An 18,196-nucleotide genomic window follows, 5' to 3' on the forward strand; every position below is an offset into this window, starting at 1 on the left:
ATACGGGTTAATATAGTATTATAATAAGCTAATAACTTGAACATTTGTTGCGGACAACTCTTTTTATTTTTGTAGTCTAAACAATTGACTATTATGATTAAATGGGAAGGCGTAATGCCTGCTTTAACCACGAAGTTTACTAGCGATGACCAATTGGATCTTGCTATGTTCGAAAAAAATGTGAAGGCTCAAATGGAGGCTGGTGTTCATGGTATCATTTTGGGTGGAACCCTTGGGGAAGCCAGTACCTTGGAACCTCATGAAAAAGAGACTTTGATCAAAACCGCCTTATCCATCGTGGAAGGCAAGATTCCTGTGATCATCAACATCGCGGAGCAAAGTACAAAAGGAGCCATTGCTGTTGCTCAACATGCAGAAAAAGTGGGTGCGCAAGGACTTATGCTATTACCTCCAATGCGTTACAAGGCCACCGATTATGAAACCGTTGCCTATTTTAAGGCTATTGCGAACAGTACATCACTGCCCATTATGATCTACAACAACCCTGTGGATTATAAAATAGAAGTAACTTTGGATATGATGGAAGAATTGTTGGAATGTGAGAATATCCAGGCCATCAAGGAATCTACCAGGGACATTACCAATGTAATCCGTTTGCAGAATAGGTTTGGCGACCGTTTAAAGGTATTTACAGGTGTGGATACCCTCGGGCTTGAAAGTTTGGTCATCGGTGCCGATGGTTGGGTAGCTGGATTGGTTTGTGCTTATCCTGCAGAGACCGTTGCCATCTACGAATTGGTAAAAGCGGGTAAGATAGAAGAAGCATTGCAAATTTATAGGTGGTTTATGCCTTTGTTGGAATTGGATATCAGCCCACAATTGGTGCAGAACATTAAATTGGCAGAAGTGGCCACAGGTATCGGTACCGAGAATGTAAGGGCGCCAAGATTGCCGCTTCAAGGTGAGGAACGCAAACGCGTGTTGAACGTCATCGAAACGGCCATGGCAACCAGACCGGAACTGCCCGAATATAAGAATCTTAAAAGTGTAGTATGATTACAGGTAAAAACTGTATCGCAGGAGAATTTATAGCTAAAGGGAAGGTGGAGTTCAGGACCATCAACCCAAAATTGAATATGGAAAACCCCACCGTTTTTGTGGAAGCCACAAAAGAGGAGGTTGGGGAAGCCGTGACCAAAGCGTGGGAAGCTTTTAAGGTTTTCCGCAAAATGTCGGGCGCCAAAAGAGCCGATTTTTTGAATGCCATTGCTGATGAAATATTGGCTTTGGATAAGGAGTTGGTGGAAATGTACATGCTGGAATCCGGGTTGCCCGAAGGTAGGGCCGTTGGAGAAAGGGGCCGTACTGTATTCCAATTAAGGTCGTTTGCCGAATTGGTAACTACTGAAGATTGGCGCGAGAACACATTCGATGCCGCCCAACCCGATCGTAAGCCACTTCCAAAGGACGATATAAGAAAAACGATGATCCCTTTGGGTCCCGTTGCCGTGTTTGGTGCCAGTAATTTTCCTTTGGCGTATTCTACGGCTGGTGGTGATACGGCAAGTGCCTTGGCCGCTGGATGCCCGGTCATCTTAAAATCGCACCCCATGCATGCCGGAACTTCGGAATTGGTCGCTTCGGCCATTGTGAAGGCCTCTAAAAAAACAGGAATGCCAAAAGGAGTGTTTTCCAGCATTAATGGCGGCATTCAAGCCGGTGTGGATTTGGTGAGCCATCCTAAAGTAAAAGCGGTTGGCTTTACCGGAAGCATTGCTGGTGGTAGGGCGTTGTTCGACTTGGCTTCCAAAAGGGAAGAACCCATTCCGGTATTTGCGGAAATGGGAAGTATCAACCCTGTGATCATTACACCAAATGCCCTGGCCAACAGAGCTTCTGAAATAGCTAAGACTTACGCAGGTTCCATCACCTTGGGAACAGGTCAGTTTTGTACCAATCCTGGGTTGTTGTTGACCGTTAAAGGAGACCATACCCAGAATTTCATTGAAGAACTGGCCAAGGAAACCATTGCATTGGATCCCCAATGTATGTTGCACCCCAATATCAAAAGCGGGTATGAAAAGAAAGGTGAAAATGTAACTTCCCAAAGCGGGGTAACCGTGGTTGGAAAAGTTCAAGGAACCTTGGAACCCAATTATGCAGCATCAGTTGTGGCTACGGTTTCCGGGACTGATTTTTTGGCCAACCCAAAATTACACCAAGAGGTTTTCGGACCTTTTTCCATGGTGGTCCAATGTGAAAATGAGGCTGAACTTCTTCAGATCATAGAAGGTTTGGAAGGCCAGTTGACAGGTACTCTCATCGCGGAAAATGATGATGATATGGATTTACTTGAATTAGTGGAAGTCCTCCAAAATAGGGTAGGTAGAATCATCTACAATGGTGTTCCCACCGGAGTGGAGGTTTGCCCATCCATGCAGCATGGAGGTCCCTATCCCGCCTCAACCGATTCAAGGTTCACTGCGGTAGGTGTACATGCCATTAAAAGATGGGTGAGACCTGTAAGTTATCAGTCTTTTCCCCAAGAATTGCTGCCCGAACATTTAAAAGGGTAAGCGGTTCTATTTTAGAGTATTGCAAAAAATAGCATAGTTTTAAAGACCTTCAAGTGGCAAGAAAAACTTTTTTTTGTGTTGATGCACATACCTGTGGCAATCCTGTGCGGGTTGTGGCAGGGGGAGGCCCCAATCTTTTGGGTGCGAACATGAGTGAAAAAAGACAGCATTTCCTAAAGGAATATGATTGGATCCGTAAAGGACTCATGTTCGAACCTAGGGGGCATGACATGATGAGTGGAAGTATTCTCTTCCCGCCACATGACCCCCAAAATGATTTTGCTATTTTGTTTATCGAGACTTCTGGGTGTTTGCCCATGTGCGGACATGGCACTATTGGTACCATCACTATTGCTATTGAAGAAGGACTTATCACGCCAAAAATTCCTGGTAAGATACGAATGGAAGCTCCTGCGGGATTGGTGGAAATTGAATATCAACAGACCGGAAAAAAGGTGGATTGGGTGCGCTTGGTGAATGTAAAATCCTATTTGGCCGCCGAAAATTTGACAGTGGAATGTCCAGAGTTGGGCGAGCTGACCTTTGATGTGGCTTATGGAGGAAACTACTACGCCATCGTAGATCCGCAAAAAAACTTTAGCGGTATCCAAAATTTTACAGCTGGGCAGATCATACGATACTCCCAGGTAGTAAGGAAACGGATCAATGAAAAATATCCTGACCGTTTTATTCATCCAGAAAACAGTACCATCCGAGATGTGAGCCACATGTTATGGACAGGGGAACCTATTGATCCTACGTCCTCAGGAAGGAATGCCGTTTTTTATGGGGACAAGGCCATTGACCGTTCTCCCTGCGGAACTGGAACTTCTGCGCGAATGGCACAGTTGCATGCCAAAGGAAAACTAAAACAAGGTGAACCGTTTATCCATGAAAGCTTTATCGGGAGCAAGTTTGTTGGTAGAGTGGAACAAGAAACTACCTTGGCCAATATGAAGGCAATAGTTCCCAGTATTCAAGGTTGGGCGCAGGTTACGGGCTACAATAACATCATTATTGATGATGATGACCCCTATGCCCACGGATTCCAGGTAATTTGATGTAATCATTTAAAAATGAAGAGAGTAGTTGTTGTTGGGGGTGGTATCTCTGGACTTTGTAGTGCCTATTATTTGGTAAAAGAAGGGCATCAAGTGACCGTCTTGGACCGTACGGACATGTCCACCGGGGCATCCTTTATCAATGCGGGTTACATAACCCCAAGCCACTTTATTCCCTTGGCCGCACCAGGGATTATTACCCAGGGCATCAAATGGATGTTCAATAGCTCCAGTCCCTTTTATATTAAACCAAGATGGGATGTGGAGTTCTTCAAATGGGCCTACCTTTTTAAGAAAGCTGCTACCACTTCCAAGGTAAATAAAGCTATTCCCGTAATCAAAGATCTCAATTTGAAGAGCAGGGAACTGTATGAGCAAATGGTTGCCGACCTTGATTTTGCTTTTCACTACGAAAGAAAGGGTGTTTTGATGGCGTATAGCACGGCCAAAAGTGAACATGAAGAGCATGAAGTGGCCGAAAAAGCCATAAAATTGGGATTGGACGCAGTGCTACTTTCCAAAGCGGAATTAAACAAGATTCAACCTGTGTTATCGGACAAGGTTATCGGCGCCGTACATTACAAATGTGATGCCCACATGACCCCCCAGCAATTCATGGAGGGTATAAAAACTTGGTTGAAATCCAAAGGAGTGATTTTTCAATACAACCAGACCGTGGACCATTTTTTGACCAAAGGAAGTGGTATAAATGCAGTGAAAACTCGGGATTCGGTTTATGAAGCGGATGAGTTTGTGTTAGCCAGTGGCAGTTGGACTTCCGATTTAGCAAAATCCCTAAAATTGAACATTCCTATTCAAGGAGGCAAGGGTTATAGTATGGATGTACACCGCCCAACCGGGATTACCCTGCCCACCATTTTGGTAGATGCCAAGGCCGCCATTACCCCAATGGAAGGTTTTACCCGTTTTGCAGGAACTATGGAGTTTTCAGGAAACAATACTATGGTTCGTAAAGAGCGTGTTGAAGCCCTGGCCTTTGCGGTCAAGGAACACTACCGCGAAGTGGAAATCAATGAAAGTGAAAAGCAGAATGCTACCTCTGGATTGCGCCCTGTTTCTCCTGATGGTCTTCCTTTTATTGGAAGAACCTCCAAGTATTCCAATTTGACGATTGCGGCCGGACACGCTATGATGGGATGGAGCCTTGGTCCCATAACCGGTAAATTGATCGCTGAGCAAATTGACAACAGGCCCACTTCGATCAATCTCGCCCCGATATCCCCCGATAGATATTAACAACATCATTAAAGTTTATTTGCCGCAGTTCGGTAATATACATAAGTCGAAAAACTCCTATCATTAGACCAATTATTTATGCTTTTTTGTCCTTTTAAGGATGTTAAGGGTAATATAGTATTGGTTTGTGGTAATATGAAAGGATAAATCAAAGGAGATTATCTCTAGTTTTAGACTTATTTAAGTTATGGAATCTTTTGTCAAAAAAATAAGTGTATTTTTTATACTTATAACATTCGGACCTGTATTTGGGCAGGGTACGGTACAGGAATATAAAAAGGCTATTGCCCTGGATTCCCTATTCCGGAATAAAGTAGTCAATACGCCTTCTGAGTTTCACTGGCTAAAGAACAATCTGTTGTGGTATGTGAACAATACTTCTCAAGGAAAGGAATATCTGTGGGTTGATCCTACATCCGATTCCCAGAAAAAGTGTTTTGATCAAGTGGCATTGGCCCAGTTGCTTACCGATCAGTTTGGTAAGGAAGTGGATTCCGATAATTTGGAAATCACGGAACTGGATTTTGATGCTTCATTAAGTGAAATCAAATTCACATTCGATGAAAAAAGGCTTTCCTATAAGCCTGATAGTACTAGTTTGACGGTTCTTGAAACACCAGAGAAAAAGAAAGGCTGGGAACGCGGATATTGGGGAAGTAGGTTCGATGAGACCAAAAATCCTCCCGTAACTTCCCCAGATTCTACCATGACTGCTTTTATCAAAAACAGTAACGTTTATATCAAAGACAATACATCGGGGGAAGAGACCCAATTGAGTTATGATGGGGCGCCCGGGTTTTTCTATTCAACCTACATTAAATGGTCACCCGATGGCAAAAAGATCATGGCTTACAAAGTCCGCCCCGGTGACGATCGCAAAATTTATTTTGTGGAGTCTAGCCCAACGGACCAATTTCAACCTAAACTGCAGTCCAGGGACTATTTAAAGCCAGGTGACGAGCTACCGTTTAAAAGTCCGCAACTGTTTTTGGTGGATTCCAAAAAGCATATTGAAGTGCCTGCTACCGAATTCGACCATCAATTTGGGTTGAACAATATGGATTGGCGGGAAGATAGTCGAGCCTTTACCTTCGAATACAACCAAAGGGGGCATCAGGCCTACAAGGTTATTGAGGTGGATGCTTCCACGGGAAAAGTGAAGGTTTTGGTGAATGAGACCAGCAATACATTTATCGATTACAGCAGTAAAAAATACCGATACGATGTAAAGGATGGACAAGAGATCATCTGGACTTCGGAGCGTGACGGTTGGAACCATATTTATCTGTATGATGGTAAAACAGGCCAAGTAAAAAAGCAGCTTACCAAAGGTGAATGGGTAGTTCGCAAAGTGGTTCACGTGGATGAAGACAAGAGGGAGGTCTACTTCACGGCCAGTGGATTGGACAAAGATCAGGATCCCTATTTTATCCATTATTGCAAGGTAGATTTTGATGGAAAGAATTTTACCCGTTTCACCAAGGAAGATGGTAACCATGACGTGACTTTTTCCGAGGACCATAGTTATTATGTAGATCAATATTCCAGGGTTGACATGCCACCGGTGACTGTTTTAAAATCGGCCCGAGGAAATAAAACCATCATGACCTTGCAGCAGGCAGATCATTCAGCTTTATTAAAGGAAGGATGGATTGCGCCGGAGGTTTTTACGGCAAAAGGACGTGATGGAAAAACGGACATCTGGGGCGTGATTATTCGTCCCACCAGCTTTGATCCCAATAAAACATACCCCGTAGTGGAGTACATTTATGCTGGACCGCATAGTTCTTTTGTGCCGAAAGATTTTAGGGCCTATTACTGGTCTATGTCCTCCATTGCAGAACTGGGTTTTATTGTGGTACAGATTGACGGAATGGGAACATCCAATCGTTCCAAGTCTTTTCATGATGTGTGTTGGCAGAATTTGAAAGATGGGGGCTTTCCCGATCGTAAACTTTGGATCAAGGCAGCCGCCAAAAAGTATCCGTACATGAATGCGGATAAAGTTGGAATTTTTGGAACCTCGGCAGGTGGGCAGAACGCCGCCGCTGCCTTGGTGTTCAACTCGGATTTTTATGATGTGGCCGTATCTTCCTGTGGCTGTCACGACAATAGAATGGACAAGATCTGGTGGAACGAGCAGTTCATGGGTTACCCCATCGGACCTCATTATGCAGCTAGCTCCAACATTGAGAATGCGGCCCAAATGGGCGGTAATTTAATGCTGATCTTGGGAGAGGTGGATGATAATGTGGATCCGGCGACCACGATGCAATTTGCCAATGCCCTCATCAAGGCCAACAAAGATTTTGAGTTGGTCACCATTCCAGGCATGGGGCACTCTTCTGGAGGCGATTTTGGGGAACGTAAGCGCAAGGATTTCTTTGTGGAGCATCTTTTGGGAGTTACCCCTCCTTCTTGGGAAGAAGTTTATGATTAATTAAAAAATATTGTTGAACTGAAAATGTTCAGAATAAAAGCTTTAGCATAAAAATGAAAATGAACAAACAATTTTACTTCACCTTGTTGGGCCTTGTTTTTGGCATGTCGACAATGGTGGCCCAAAGTGGCAATCAAATATTGGATGGTATCGGTGAAACGGGAATGATAGCCCGATATATCTTCAATGGTGATGCCAAGGATTGGTCCCGTAATAATCTACATGGTAGAATTTATGGTCCAAATGCCCAATTTGAAGATGATGAAAAGTTTGGTAAGGTACTTTCCTTGCCAGGAGATGACAAGACCTTTGTTTCCATTCCTGGAGAAGCCGTGGAAGGAGAAGAATCTTTAAGTATCACTGCTTGGGTGAATTTCAACGCTGATCAAGTGGGTCAGACCCTTTTTGACTTTGGAAAGGATGACCGCACACACTTTTTTGTATCTCCTTTTGGAACCAAGAAAAAAGATAGATTACAGGCTCAGATTCTTCAAAATGGTAAGGAAAAGTATACGGCCCATGCCAACGATATTACTATTGAAACCAACCAATGGATACACTTGGCGGTAGTCCTTGACATTCCTTCCAAAACCATGGGCATCTTTGTTGATGGCAAGCAAGTAGGACAGGTGGAGAGCATGGAAATGGAACTGGAAGAATTGTTCACGCATGAAAACCTGTTGTATATCGGACGATCAATTACCTCCAATAATCCCTTTCTAAATGCGAAAATCCATGATTTTAGACTGTATCGCATTCCGTTGAGTGAACAACAAATTGGAAGGATTCGATACATTGCGTTAAGGGGAGGTGAAGAAGCGGTTAGGAGAGAAAAACCGGAGGATAATCTTCCCCAATTTGAAACCAATAACCCCCAATTGTACAATAGTTACTTAGCCGGTGTTTCCGATGTTCAGGTAGAAACAAAGGTTGGAAATCTTCCAAGGTTACCACGTTTTGTAAAAGGAACCTACAAAAGTGGTGTCCAAGGTCCTGAGGTTAGGGTTTTATGGCCAGCTCCAACAGACAATGCCGATGTACAACAACCAGGTACTTATGAGGTGATTGGAAAAGTGGCAGGTACCAATTTTCAACCCAAAGCCATTATCACAGTTAAAAGTGGTGATGATGAAGCAACCCCACACCAAACTTTGGAAGCCTTTGAACTTGCAGATGTTACCTTGGATTCAGACGCCTTGGGCAATCAAACCAAGTTTATTGAAAATAGGGATAAGTTCATCAATACCTTGGCGGAGACCAACCCGGATGCCTTCCTATACATGTTCCGAAATGCATTTGGTCAACCGCAACCCGCAGGTGCAACACCTCTGGGAGTTTGGGACAGTCAGGAGACCAAATTGCGCGGCCATGCCACGGGACATTATCTTACAGCCATTGCCCAAGCGTACGCCAGTACGGGGTACGACAAAAATTTGCAGGCCAACTTTGCCAAAAAAATGGATTATATGGTGAATACCCTTTATGAGCTTTCCCAACTTTCTGGGCATGCAAATGTAGCTGGTGGGCCATATGTTTCCAATCCAACTGAAGTGCCACCGGGCGATGGAAGGGAAGGATTTGATTCCGATTTGAGCGAAGGTGGTATCAGAACCGATTATTGGAATTGGGGCGAAGGATTTGTCAGTGCCTACCCGCCCGACCAATTCATCATGCTGGAAGGAGGAGCCAAGTACGGGACCCAAAAAACACAGATTTGGGCACCTTACTACACCTTGCATAAGATATTGGCCGGCTTGATGGATATTTACGAGGTTACCGGAAACCAAAAAGCTTTGGATATTGCCAAAGGAATGGGAAGTTGGGTACATGCCCGTTTAAGTCAAGTGCCGGTTGATACCCTTATCAGCATGTGGAACACCTACATTGCTGGAGAATTTGGTGGCATGAACGAAGCCATGGCCCGTTTGTACCGAATCACCAATGAGCATCGCTATTTGGAAGTGGCACAATTGTTCGATAACATCAAAGTCTTTTTTGGCGATGCCGAACATTCGCACGGACTTGCCAAAAATGTAGACACTTTTAGGGGGTTGCATGCCAACCAGCATATTCCTCAGATCATGGGCGCATTGGAAATTTATCGGGATTCCGAAATTCCCGAATACTTCCGTGTAGCGGATAACTTTTGGTACAAGGCCAAGAACGATTACATGTATAGTATTGGGGGAGTTGCAGGTGCCCGAAATCCTACGAACGCTGAATGTTTTATTGGTCAACCCGCCACTTTGTATGAAAATGGGTTTTCCGCAGGGGGACAGAACGAAACCTGTGCCACGTATAACATGCTCAAGTTGACCCGCAACCTTTTTATGTTCGATCAGCGTACCGAGTTGATGGACTATTATGAGCGAGGTCTGTATAACCATATTTTGGCTTCGGTGGCTGAGGATAGTCCGGCAAATACCTACCACGTGCCGCTTAGACCAGGTTCCATCAAAAGGTTTGGCAATGCCGATATGACCGGATTTACCTGTTGCAACGGTACCGCTTTGGAGAGCAGTACCAAACTTCAAAATTCCATTTATTTTGAAAGTCACGATCATAAAGCCTTGTATGTGAACCTGTTTGTTCCTTCCACCTTGCAATGGAAAGAAAGGAACATCACCGTGGAACAAAAAACCACTTTCCCTAAGGAAGATCATACACAATTGATCATAAAGGGAAAAGGAAAATTCAACCTTAACGTTCGTGTACCCCAATGGGCCACCAAAGGGTTTTATGTGAAGATCAATGGTAAGGAAGAGAAAGTATTGGCCCAGACCGGTTCATACCTTACCTTATCCAGAAATTGGAAAAATGGAGACACTGTGGATATCAAAATGCCTTTTCAGTTTCATTTAGATCCAGTGATGGACCAACAGAATATTGCCAGCTTGTTTTACGGTCCTATCTTGCTAGTGGCCCAGGAGCCAGAAGCTAGAAATGACTGGAGAAAGGTTACTTTGGATGCCAGTGATTTGGGCAAAACGATCCAAGGTAATCCAGAGAAATTGGAGTTCACCATTGATGGGGTGGTTTTTAAACCCTTTTATGAAACTTATGGAAGGCATTCCGTGTATTTGGATGTAACCCTAAAATAAATCAGTAAGAAAAGAGACAACAATTTAATACCTTGAAAGACCAATCGATGCACCTCATGGAGCATTTTTAAAAACCAACACCAACATGATCAAAATGGGTTTAAAGAAAATCGGGACTTTGGCACTTGCCTTAATCGGTTCTATCGCTTCGGCACAGAACAGCAAATTGGCCGATCTAGTTACGGAATTTGAAGCGGACAATTGGGCGTTGAACCGAACCTACAATGTCCATGAATCCCAAGAATATTATCAAAGGTTCAAAACCTTTTATGCCGATTGGGAGAAAAAAATGGCTGCATTGGATTTTGATGGACTTTCGCAACAGGGAAAAGTGGATTATGTGCTGTTGAAAAACCAAGTGACCAAAGGGTCCTATTTTTTAAATCAAGATTATGATGAATTCAAACAAGTAGAGCAAGTTGCGGCATTTGCCAAGGATATTTACCCTTTTATCAAGGAAAGAAGAAGGGGAAAAAGACCTGATGCCAAAAATTTCGCCCAAATACTTCAAGATGCCTCAAAGACCATAACTGCTGATACCGAAGCTTGGAAATCCAAACCCTTCAAGGATTGGCAAACGGCCGACAAGGCTTCGGGAGTAGTAGTGTCACTTCAAAAAGGATTGGAAGAAGCCTATAATTTCTACTATGCTTACGACCCGGATTTTACATGGTGGGTGAAGGAACCCTACAAAAAAATCAACGCAGAGCTTACAACCTATGCCGAGTTCCTCAAAAACAACTATTCGCAGAACAGTGTTAAGGACGATGGAAGTGGAATCATAGGAAAACCCATTGGTGAAGCGGCCCTTAAGGAAAGTCTGGCTATGGAATTTATCCCATACACTCCTGCTGAACTCATCAAAACCGCAGAAGAACAATTTGCTTGGTGCAAAAGTGAAATGATCAAAGCCTCCCGTGAAATGGGTTACGGTGACGATTGGAAAGCGGCCTTGGAACATGTGAAGAACACCTATGTACCAGCTGGGGATCAACCGCAGGCCATCATGGATTTGTATTCCCATTCCGTGAAATTTATTGAAGATCGTGATTTGATCACCTTGCCAGAATTGGCCAAGGAAACCTGGGGGATGGAAATGATGAGTCCAGAGCGTCAAAAGGTGAACCCGTTCTTTTTGGGTGGAAGGGATATCATCATCTCGTATCCCACTTTAGATATGGATCATGACGATAAGTTGATGAGCATGCGTGGCAACAACCCTAATTTTTCGTTTCCAACGGTGCAACATGAATTGCTGCCAGGCCATAACTTACAATACTTTATGACCAGCAGGAACAAGAGTTACAGAAGACCTTTTTCCACACCATTCTGGACGGAAGGTTGGTCCCTGTATTGGGAAATCATTCTTTGGAACAAGGATTTTCCGCAAACACCCGAGCAAAAAATGGGTATGCTCTTTTGGAGGATTCACCGTTGTGCGCGGATCATTTTCTCCCTAAAATTCCATTTGGGTGAAATGACCCCTCAACAGTGTATTGATCTTTTGGTGGATCAAGTAGGCCACGAATATGCCAATGCCGAAGCTGAGGTGCGCCGTTCCTTCACTACCAACTATCCGCCTTTGTACCAGTTGGCCTATATGATGGGTGGCCTGCAGTTTTATGCACTCCGAAATGAGATGCTGGAGAAAGGTTGGACAGAGAAGCAATTCCATGATAGGGTAATGCAGGAAGGCAGAATCCCCATTGAATTATTGCGAAGCTTGTTGCAAGATCTTCCCTTGAACAAAAATTACAAGACCAAGTGGAAATTCTCCACTCAGTTCAAGTAAAAAACTATTGAAATAAGGATAAAGGAACCAGGCAATTCTTTTGAATTGCCCCATTCTCTTCCCACTAATATCGAATACAGACCAAAATGAAGCATATCAATTTTTGGATGGCTGTCCTTCTATGCGCCATCATATTACCTGAAGCACAAGCGCAACAGACCTATTGGAGTCGCGTTGAAAAAAGGGAATCCACCTTGGGGGTTTCCGATGTATATCAAAAATTTGAAACGCCGGATTTCAAGTTGAAATTGGTGCGAGCTTCCCAAACCGTTGCCGCTTTGAACCCGGTCAAAGAACCTTATTTTGATTTCACTCCAGGTGACCGATTGGAAATTAGGGACAAGGATAGTCTGTATCATTTGGGAGACATCAATCTTAGGATCAAGGAAGCTAACGGAGAGTGGAAAAAGTATTCCACTGCATACCACCGGGCTACAGTGACTCCTTTGTCAACCACTGGAAATATATTGGCCGCCGCCGATTTGGCCAATACCTTGCCATCCGATATTCCGGTTTCGGTAAAACGCTATTACGAATTGGATAATGACAAGCTGGTCATACGTTTTGAAATTACAAACAAGTCGGGCTCACCTGTCGAAATTGGAGCATTGGGTATCCCGATGGTCTTCAATAACATACTAGAAGGTAAATCGTTGGTGGAAACACATGCCCAAAATGTATTTTTTGATCCTTATATCGGAAAAGATGCCGGCTATTTGGAAGTAAAGCGTTTAAGTGGAAGAGGACCGGCCTTATTGGTATTGCCGAAAGAAAATATGGCTTTTGAGAACTATAGGCCTTTAATTGACGACCCCACCCCTAAAAGCATCGTGTTTGAAGGTTTTCATGAGTGGATGGTATACAGCAAGGCTTATGCTGAAAATGAATGGAAAGGTGTGGAGCAGTGGAATGAACCGACTTCCCTTGTATTAAAACCTGGGGAGTCCAAGAACTTTTCCTTCAAGCTGGTCTTGTCCGAAGGGATTAAAAATATTCAAGAAACCTTGGTACAGGAAGCGCTACCGGTAGCTGTGGGCGTACCTGGCTATGTGTTGCCACAGGATGTAAAAGGGCAACTTTTCCTTCAATATAAAAATGAAGTGGCCTCTATAAAAGTGGAGCCAAAAGGTGCTTTGGAAATAAAAGCAGATGGAAAAACACCATCAGGCAGCTTAAAATATGTGGTTCAAGGAAAAAATTGGGGCAGGGCCCGGGTTACCATTACCTATGTTGATGGGGTGCAACAAACCGTGAACTACAAAGTCATCAAACCCGAATCTGAGGTCATCCGTGATTTTGGACATTTCTTGACCACTGAGCAATGGTTCGATGATCCCAATGATCCTTTTGGCAGAAATCCATCGCCCATAACATACGATTACGAGAAAAAGGAACAGGTTACCAAAGATGGGAGGGCGTGGATCAGTGGATTAAGTGATGAAGGTGGTGCAGGTAGCTGGTTGGCCGCCATTATGAAGCAATTGGTTCAGCCAGATCGAGGGGAAATAACCAAACTGCAACATTTTGTGGACGAAACCCTTTGGGGAAACATCCAATACAATGAAGGACCGAACAAATATGGGGTAAAAAAGAGCGTGTTTTATTATTCTCCGGATTCCCTGCCCAAAGGCACTTACGACGAAAAAGTGAACTACAATACCTGGGCGGCTTGGGACCACAAGCATGCCAATGATCCAGGCAGGTCGTATAATTATCCCCATGTGGCTGCGGCCTATTGGGTATTATACCGATTGGCGCGATATCATCAGGGATTGGTGGACAACCATTCTTGGGATTGGTATTTGGAAAACGCCTACCAGACCAGTGTTGCCATGGTGGAAAAAGCACCTTATTATGCCCAATTCGGTCAAATGGAAGGGTCTGTTTTCCTTTTGATATTAAAAGATTTGCAAAACGAAGGACTGACCAAGGAGGCCACTGATCTTGAGGAAAGAATGAAACAACGAGCTGAACATTGGAGGGCCTTGGATTATCCTTTTGGTAGTGAAATGCCTTGGGATTCCACCGGTCAGGAAGAAGTGTACATGTGGTCCGATTATTTTGGGTTTGACAGGAAAGCATTCATTACCCTGAATGCCATTTTGGCCTACATGCCTACCATGCCGCATTGGGCCTATAACGGTAATGCCAGAAGATATTGGGACTTTTTGTATGGTGGAAAAGCAGGTCCAACCTCAAGGGTGGAACGTCAGATCCATCATTATGGTTCCTCGTTGAATGCGATCCCCGTTTTGAACCAATTCCGAAAAAAACCGGATGATCTGTACTTGTTGCGTGTTGGTTATGGTGGACTTTTGGGCGGGATCTCCAATATTACGCAGGATGGTTTTGGTCCCGCGGCCTTTCATTCGTACCCATCCACCCTTAAAATTGATGGAATTTCAGGGGACTACGGTTCCGGTTTTTACGGCTATGCAGTGAACACCTCTTCTTATTTGGTTAAAGACGAACATTTGGGATGGTTGGCCTTTGGTGGAAACCTTACCCAAAAAGGAGATGTAGTAGAAATGGAAATTACAACTGCTTCCAAATCAAGGGTGTTCATTGCGCCGAAAAACCTGTGGTTGACCTTGGATGCAGGAACAGTTCAAAAGGTAACCTACAACACGGCAACAGGTGAAGTTTTATTGACTTTAGGTGGTATTACGGAGCATACTCCGGTTGCTTATTTACGGATAGATGGTGAAACAACACTTCCATATAAAAAAGTGAGGGGTGCCTATGAGATTGAGTTGGGCAAGAAAGAAATCCAAATCAAACTTTAAAGACCAGCCATGAGGATTAGGGTTGTGACGAAATTGTTTTGCCTTTTTGGGCTGCTCGTATTGGGGTGCCAGAGAAAGGTAGAACAATCTGAAGTTTCACAATCCTCGCATGGGCCCAATCCCATTTTACCGGGTTATTTTGCGGATCCCACCATTAAAAAATTTGGGGACATTTATTACATCTATGCCACAACCGATAATGAAATGTTGGCATCTGGTGTCCCTACGGTCTGGTACAGCAAAGACTTTAAAAATTGGTACAATTATACCATGGAGGTACCTTCCTTGGAATCGGTGAACCTTAGGAATTTTTGGGCACCTGATATCATTGAAGGTGCGGACGGAAAGTATTATCTCTACTTCGGAAATTGTCAGGCAGGATGCAAAATCTATGGATACGTTTCGGATACCCCGATTGGTCCTTGGAAAAAGTTGAACGAGGACGATACCCCGGTGATTGCCCATCATTATCCACGTGAAGGGTTTCCATCCTTAGATGCACAATTTTTTCAGGACGATGATGGTAAAATCTATAGCTATTGGGGCACTTGGGTGCATTACAATGGCGGTTATGCCGTTGGGGAGCTGGATACTTTGAGTATGGCCAAAATGTTCAATGCCAAGAACATTCCTTTGGAAGAGACCCCGGAACCTTTTGAGGCAGCTTACATGATGAAAAAGGGGGACAAATACATTTTTATGTACTCCGGAGGTTCCTGCCATGATGAAACATATAATGTTCGGTATGCGTATTCCGATTCCCCTTATGGACCTTTCGTGCCAGGGGAAAACAACCCCATTTTGGAGACCAATGCAGATGGAACGGTGCATGGACCAGGGCATCATTCGGTTTTGGAAGAAGATGGGCACTACTATATCGTGTATCACAAGCATGACTATCCCATGACAAGAGGAGGATTGTCTCGTCAGGTCTCTGCTGATGAACTGATTTTTGAAAACGATTCCACCCTCAAAAAAGTGGAACCGGGAACAAGTACTATTTTGGCGGACATTTCTTCGGATGTGCCAAAAAATATCGCATTGGGTGCCAAGACATTGGCATCATCAAGCTATCAGGTACAAACCAAGCAACTCGATTACGAATATAGTCCAGCCCATGCCACGGATGACCACAATGCCACCCTCTGGAAGGCCGGTAACAATTCCTTTCCGCAAGATTTGACTGTGGATTTAGGCCAAGTCACCAACATTAAAAGGGTGATGACCCAATTTGAATTTGCCGGGTATTATTATCAGTACAAATTGGAATATTCAAAAGATGGAAAATCATGGCAACTATTTGCTGATCGATCACAAAACAGAACTCCGGGAAGTCCCATGATCGATGATGGCGATGTAAATGGGCGTTATGTAAAATTGACCATTTTGGGAACCGAGAAAACAGGCTTGTTCGCTTCCGTTTGGAACATTAAAGTGTACGACAGCTTGTTTGAGATTCCGCTGAAAACTGAAAGTAATCCATCTAACGAAGGACCGGGAATAGCCAGCCAGCATAAACAAATAGTTGGGATCGATGCCAAGGAAATCAACCAAAGCAGTTTGGATTCTATTGCTAACCAAGGGAGTCTGGGTGGCTCTTTTGTTAAAAATGGAAAGGTGGAGCTTACTGTTGATGATGAAGGGGTTAAGGCCTTTAAATTTTCCGAAGGTGCATTGGAATTAGATCAACCAGTCCCGAAACGTCTGGAATGGAACGGCGCCTTTACCGTGGCCACTTGGGTAAAAAATCCCGAAATTGGAAAGGAAGGGGAGTGCTTGGTTGCTTGGTGCGATAGGTTCCGATATGGTTTGGCGAACAGCTACAATGCCATGCACTTCAACAGTGGTAATTATGGCGCGGCCGCCCATTTGGACGGCCATTTTGATATGGCATTTGACCAATTGCCGTCTGCCGATACTTGGCATCATTTGGTTTTGACCTTTGATGGGGTAGTGGAAAAAATGTATGTGGATGGGAAATTGGATAATTCCCAGATCATGGTTTTGGCCTCACAAGTAGAGAATGCTAAAATACGGATAGGAGCGTCTGATGTGGGAGAACACTTTTCCGGATATCTGGCTTCTTTAAAGATGTATGATTATGCTTTGGATTTGAACGAAATCACGGATTTGATGAAAACGTCCGCCCCAAATTCTTTGATGGAAAAATAAGGAGCTAATAATTTAGATCTTAAAGTTGAAACCATCCTCTTCCACCTTTTTCTCATATTTTTCCTTGTCGAAAATATAGAGATAAGCACCTTTTCTGGAAACGGTCATATCTTTTTCATCCAATTTTACCAGCACGTCCAAAGAGTTGATCTTGTTGATGAAGTTCCGCTTGTCCAGTTTTTTGTCCAAAATCGATTCGTATAAATTCTGGAGTTGTCGCATGGTGAATTTTTCGGGCAGCAATTCAAATCCAATCGGATTGGTCATAGCCTTGCGCCGGAGTCTTGCGATCGCTTTTTGAACCATTTCATCATGGTCAAATATCAGTTCCGGTGCATTCTTAAGTTCGATCCAACTGGCAGAATCGATTTGTATGCCGTCAAAATTATGGGCGTTCACATCAATCAAGGCGTAATAACAGACAGATATGGTGCGTTGCCCTGGATCACGGTCAACTTTACTGTAGGTGTAAAGTTGTTCCATATAGATATCACCGAGTCCCGTCAGAGTTTTCAAAACCCGGACCGCAGCTTGATCAAGATTTTCGTTTTTCTTTAGAAACCCGCCGATCAGCGACCATTTGCCTTTTTCCGGTTCAAAATTCCGTTTGATCAACAATATTTTTAAATCCTTTTTGTCGAATCCAAAAATGATACAGTCCACCGCTAAAAGGACCTGGTCCTCTTTCTGGTAGTAATTAAGTTGCAAGTTGGCATCTTTGGCAACTTCCAAATTGTCTGAAACTTTCATGAAGTCTAAAATCCTAATTCTAAAATTATAAAACAAATATAGAGGGAGGATTCCACAACAAAATTTATAAGTGTTAAAAATACATTTTTTTAACGGATTGTTTGCATTTCCGAACTTTCTTTCCTTTATTTATAGTGTTTAATAAACACTTATAAAAAACAATACGATAAATCTTTTAGATTCAACTAAATGCCTTGCTTTTGATCTAAACTGTAAAAAGTTTTTCCAATGCTGTAATGTTTTGTCTTTTTAGCTCGGGGCTTTGCATCTAATCTTGAAGTGTACTTGTTTTAAAGTTCT

10 protein-coding genes are annotated in these 18,196 nt (G+C 43.5%); 9 read left to right on the forward strand and 1 reads right to left on the reverse strand.

Translation table 11 applies throughout. The features are described 5' to 3' along the window. The first annotated feature begins 93 nt into the window (after positions 1-93). The 9 genes from LKX84_RS00865 (at position 94) to LKX84_RS00905 (ending at position 17,146) form a co-directional block, all read left to right on the forward strand. Complete coding sequence (locus tag LKX84_RS00865; protein ID WP_228235084.1) at positions 94-1,017, forward strand: dihydrodipicolinate synthase family protein; 924 nt, start codon at positions 94-96, stop codon at positions 1,015-1,017. Beyond that, a complete protein-coding gene (locus LKX84_RS00870) occupies positions 1,014-2,537 on the forward strand; it encodes an aldehyde dehydrogenase (NADP(+)) (protein WP_228235085.1) in 1,524 nt (507 codons plus the stop codon). The genes LKX84_RS00865 and LKX84_RS00870 overlap by 4 nt, the downstream gene beginning before the upstream one ends. A 53-nt stretch (positions 2,538-2,590) precedes the next feature. After that, positions 2,591-3,598: a 4-hydroxyproline epimerase gene (locus LKX84_RS00875; protein WP_228235086.1), complete on the forward strand. Its 1,008-nt coding sequence runs from the start codon at positions 2,591-2,593 to the stop codon at positions 3,596-3,598. 15 nt (positions 3,599-3,613) lie between these two features. Further along, positions 3,614-4,855, forward strand: a complete 1,242-nt coding sequence (locus tag LKX84_RS00880; RefSeq protein WP_228235087.1) for an NAD(P)/FAD-dependent oxidoreductase — start codon at positions 3,614-3,616, stop codon at positions 4,853-4,855. A gap of 187 nt (positions 4,856-5,042) precedes the next feature. Next, positions 5,043-7,295: a S9 family peptidase gene (locus LKX84_RS00885; RefSeq protein ID WP_228235089.1), complete on the forward strand. Its 2,253-nt coding sequence runs from the start codon at positions 5,043-5,045 to the stop codon at positions 7,293-7,295. A 59-nt stretch (positions 7,296-7,354) separates the two neighbouring features. Then, positions 7,355-10,396 (forward strand): beta-L-arabinofuranosidase domain-containing protein, encoded by a 3,042-nt coding sequence (locus tag LKX84_RS00890; protein WP_317206449.1) that lies wholly within the window; start codon positions 7,355-7,357, stop codon positions 10,394-10,396. 94 nt (positions 10,397-10,490) lie between these two features. Next, entirely contained in the window at positions 10,491-12,188 is a 1,698-nt protein-coding gene (locus tag LKX84_RS00895; protein WP_228235093.1) for a DUF885 family protein, read from the forward strand. An 86-nt stretch (positions 12,189-12,274) separates the two neighbouring features. Beyond that, positions 12,275-14,974, forward strand: coding sequence for a DUF5695 domain-containing protein (locus LKX84_RS00900; RefSeq protein ID WP_228235095.1), 2,700 nt, complete (start codon positions 12,275-12,277; stop codon positions 14,972-14,974). A gap of 9 nt (positions 14,975-14,983) precedes the next feature. Further along, positions 14,984-17,146: a family 43 glycosylhydrolase gene (locus LKX84_RS00905; RefSeq protein WP_228235097.1), complete on the forward strand. Its 2,163-nt coding sequence runs from the start codon at positions 14,984-14,986 to the stop codon at positions 17,144-17,146. A gap of 12 nt (positions 17,147-17,158) precedes the next feature. On the opposite strand, the gene LKX84_RS00910 is transcribed toward LKX84_RS00905, so the two are convergent. Continuing rightward, positions 17,159-17,896 carry an NUDIX hydrolase gene (locus tag LKX84_RS00910; RefSeq protein WP_228235099.1) on the reverse strand — a complete coding sequence of 246 codons (738 nt, stop codon included), beginning with the start codon at positions 17,894-17,896 and terminating at the stop codon, positions 17,159-17,161. Between the last annotated feature and the right edge of the window lie 300 nt (positions 17,897-18,196).

It is taken from the genome of Allomuricauda sp. M10 (genome assembly GCF_020782875.1).
GTDB lineage: Bacteria > Bacteroidota > Bacteroidia > Flavobacteriales > Flavobacteriaceae > Flagellimonas.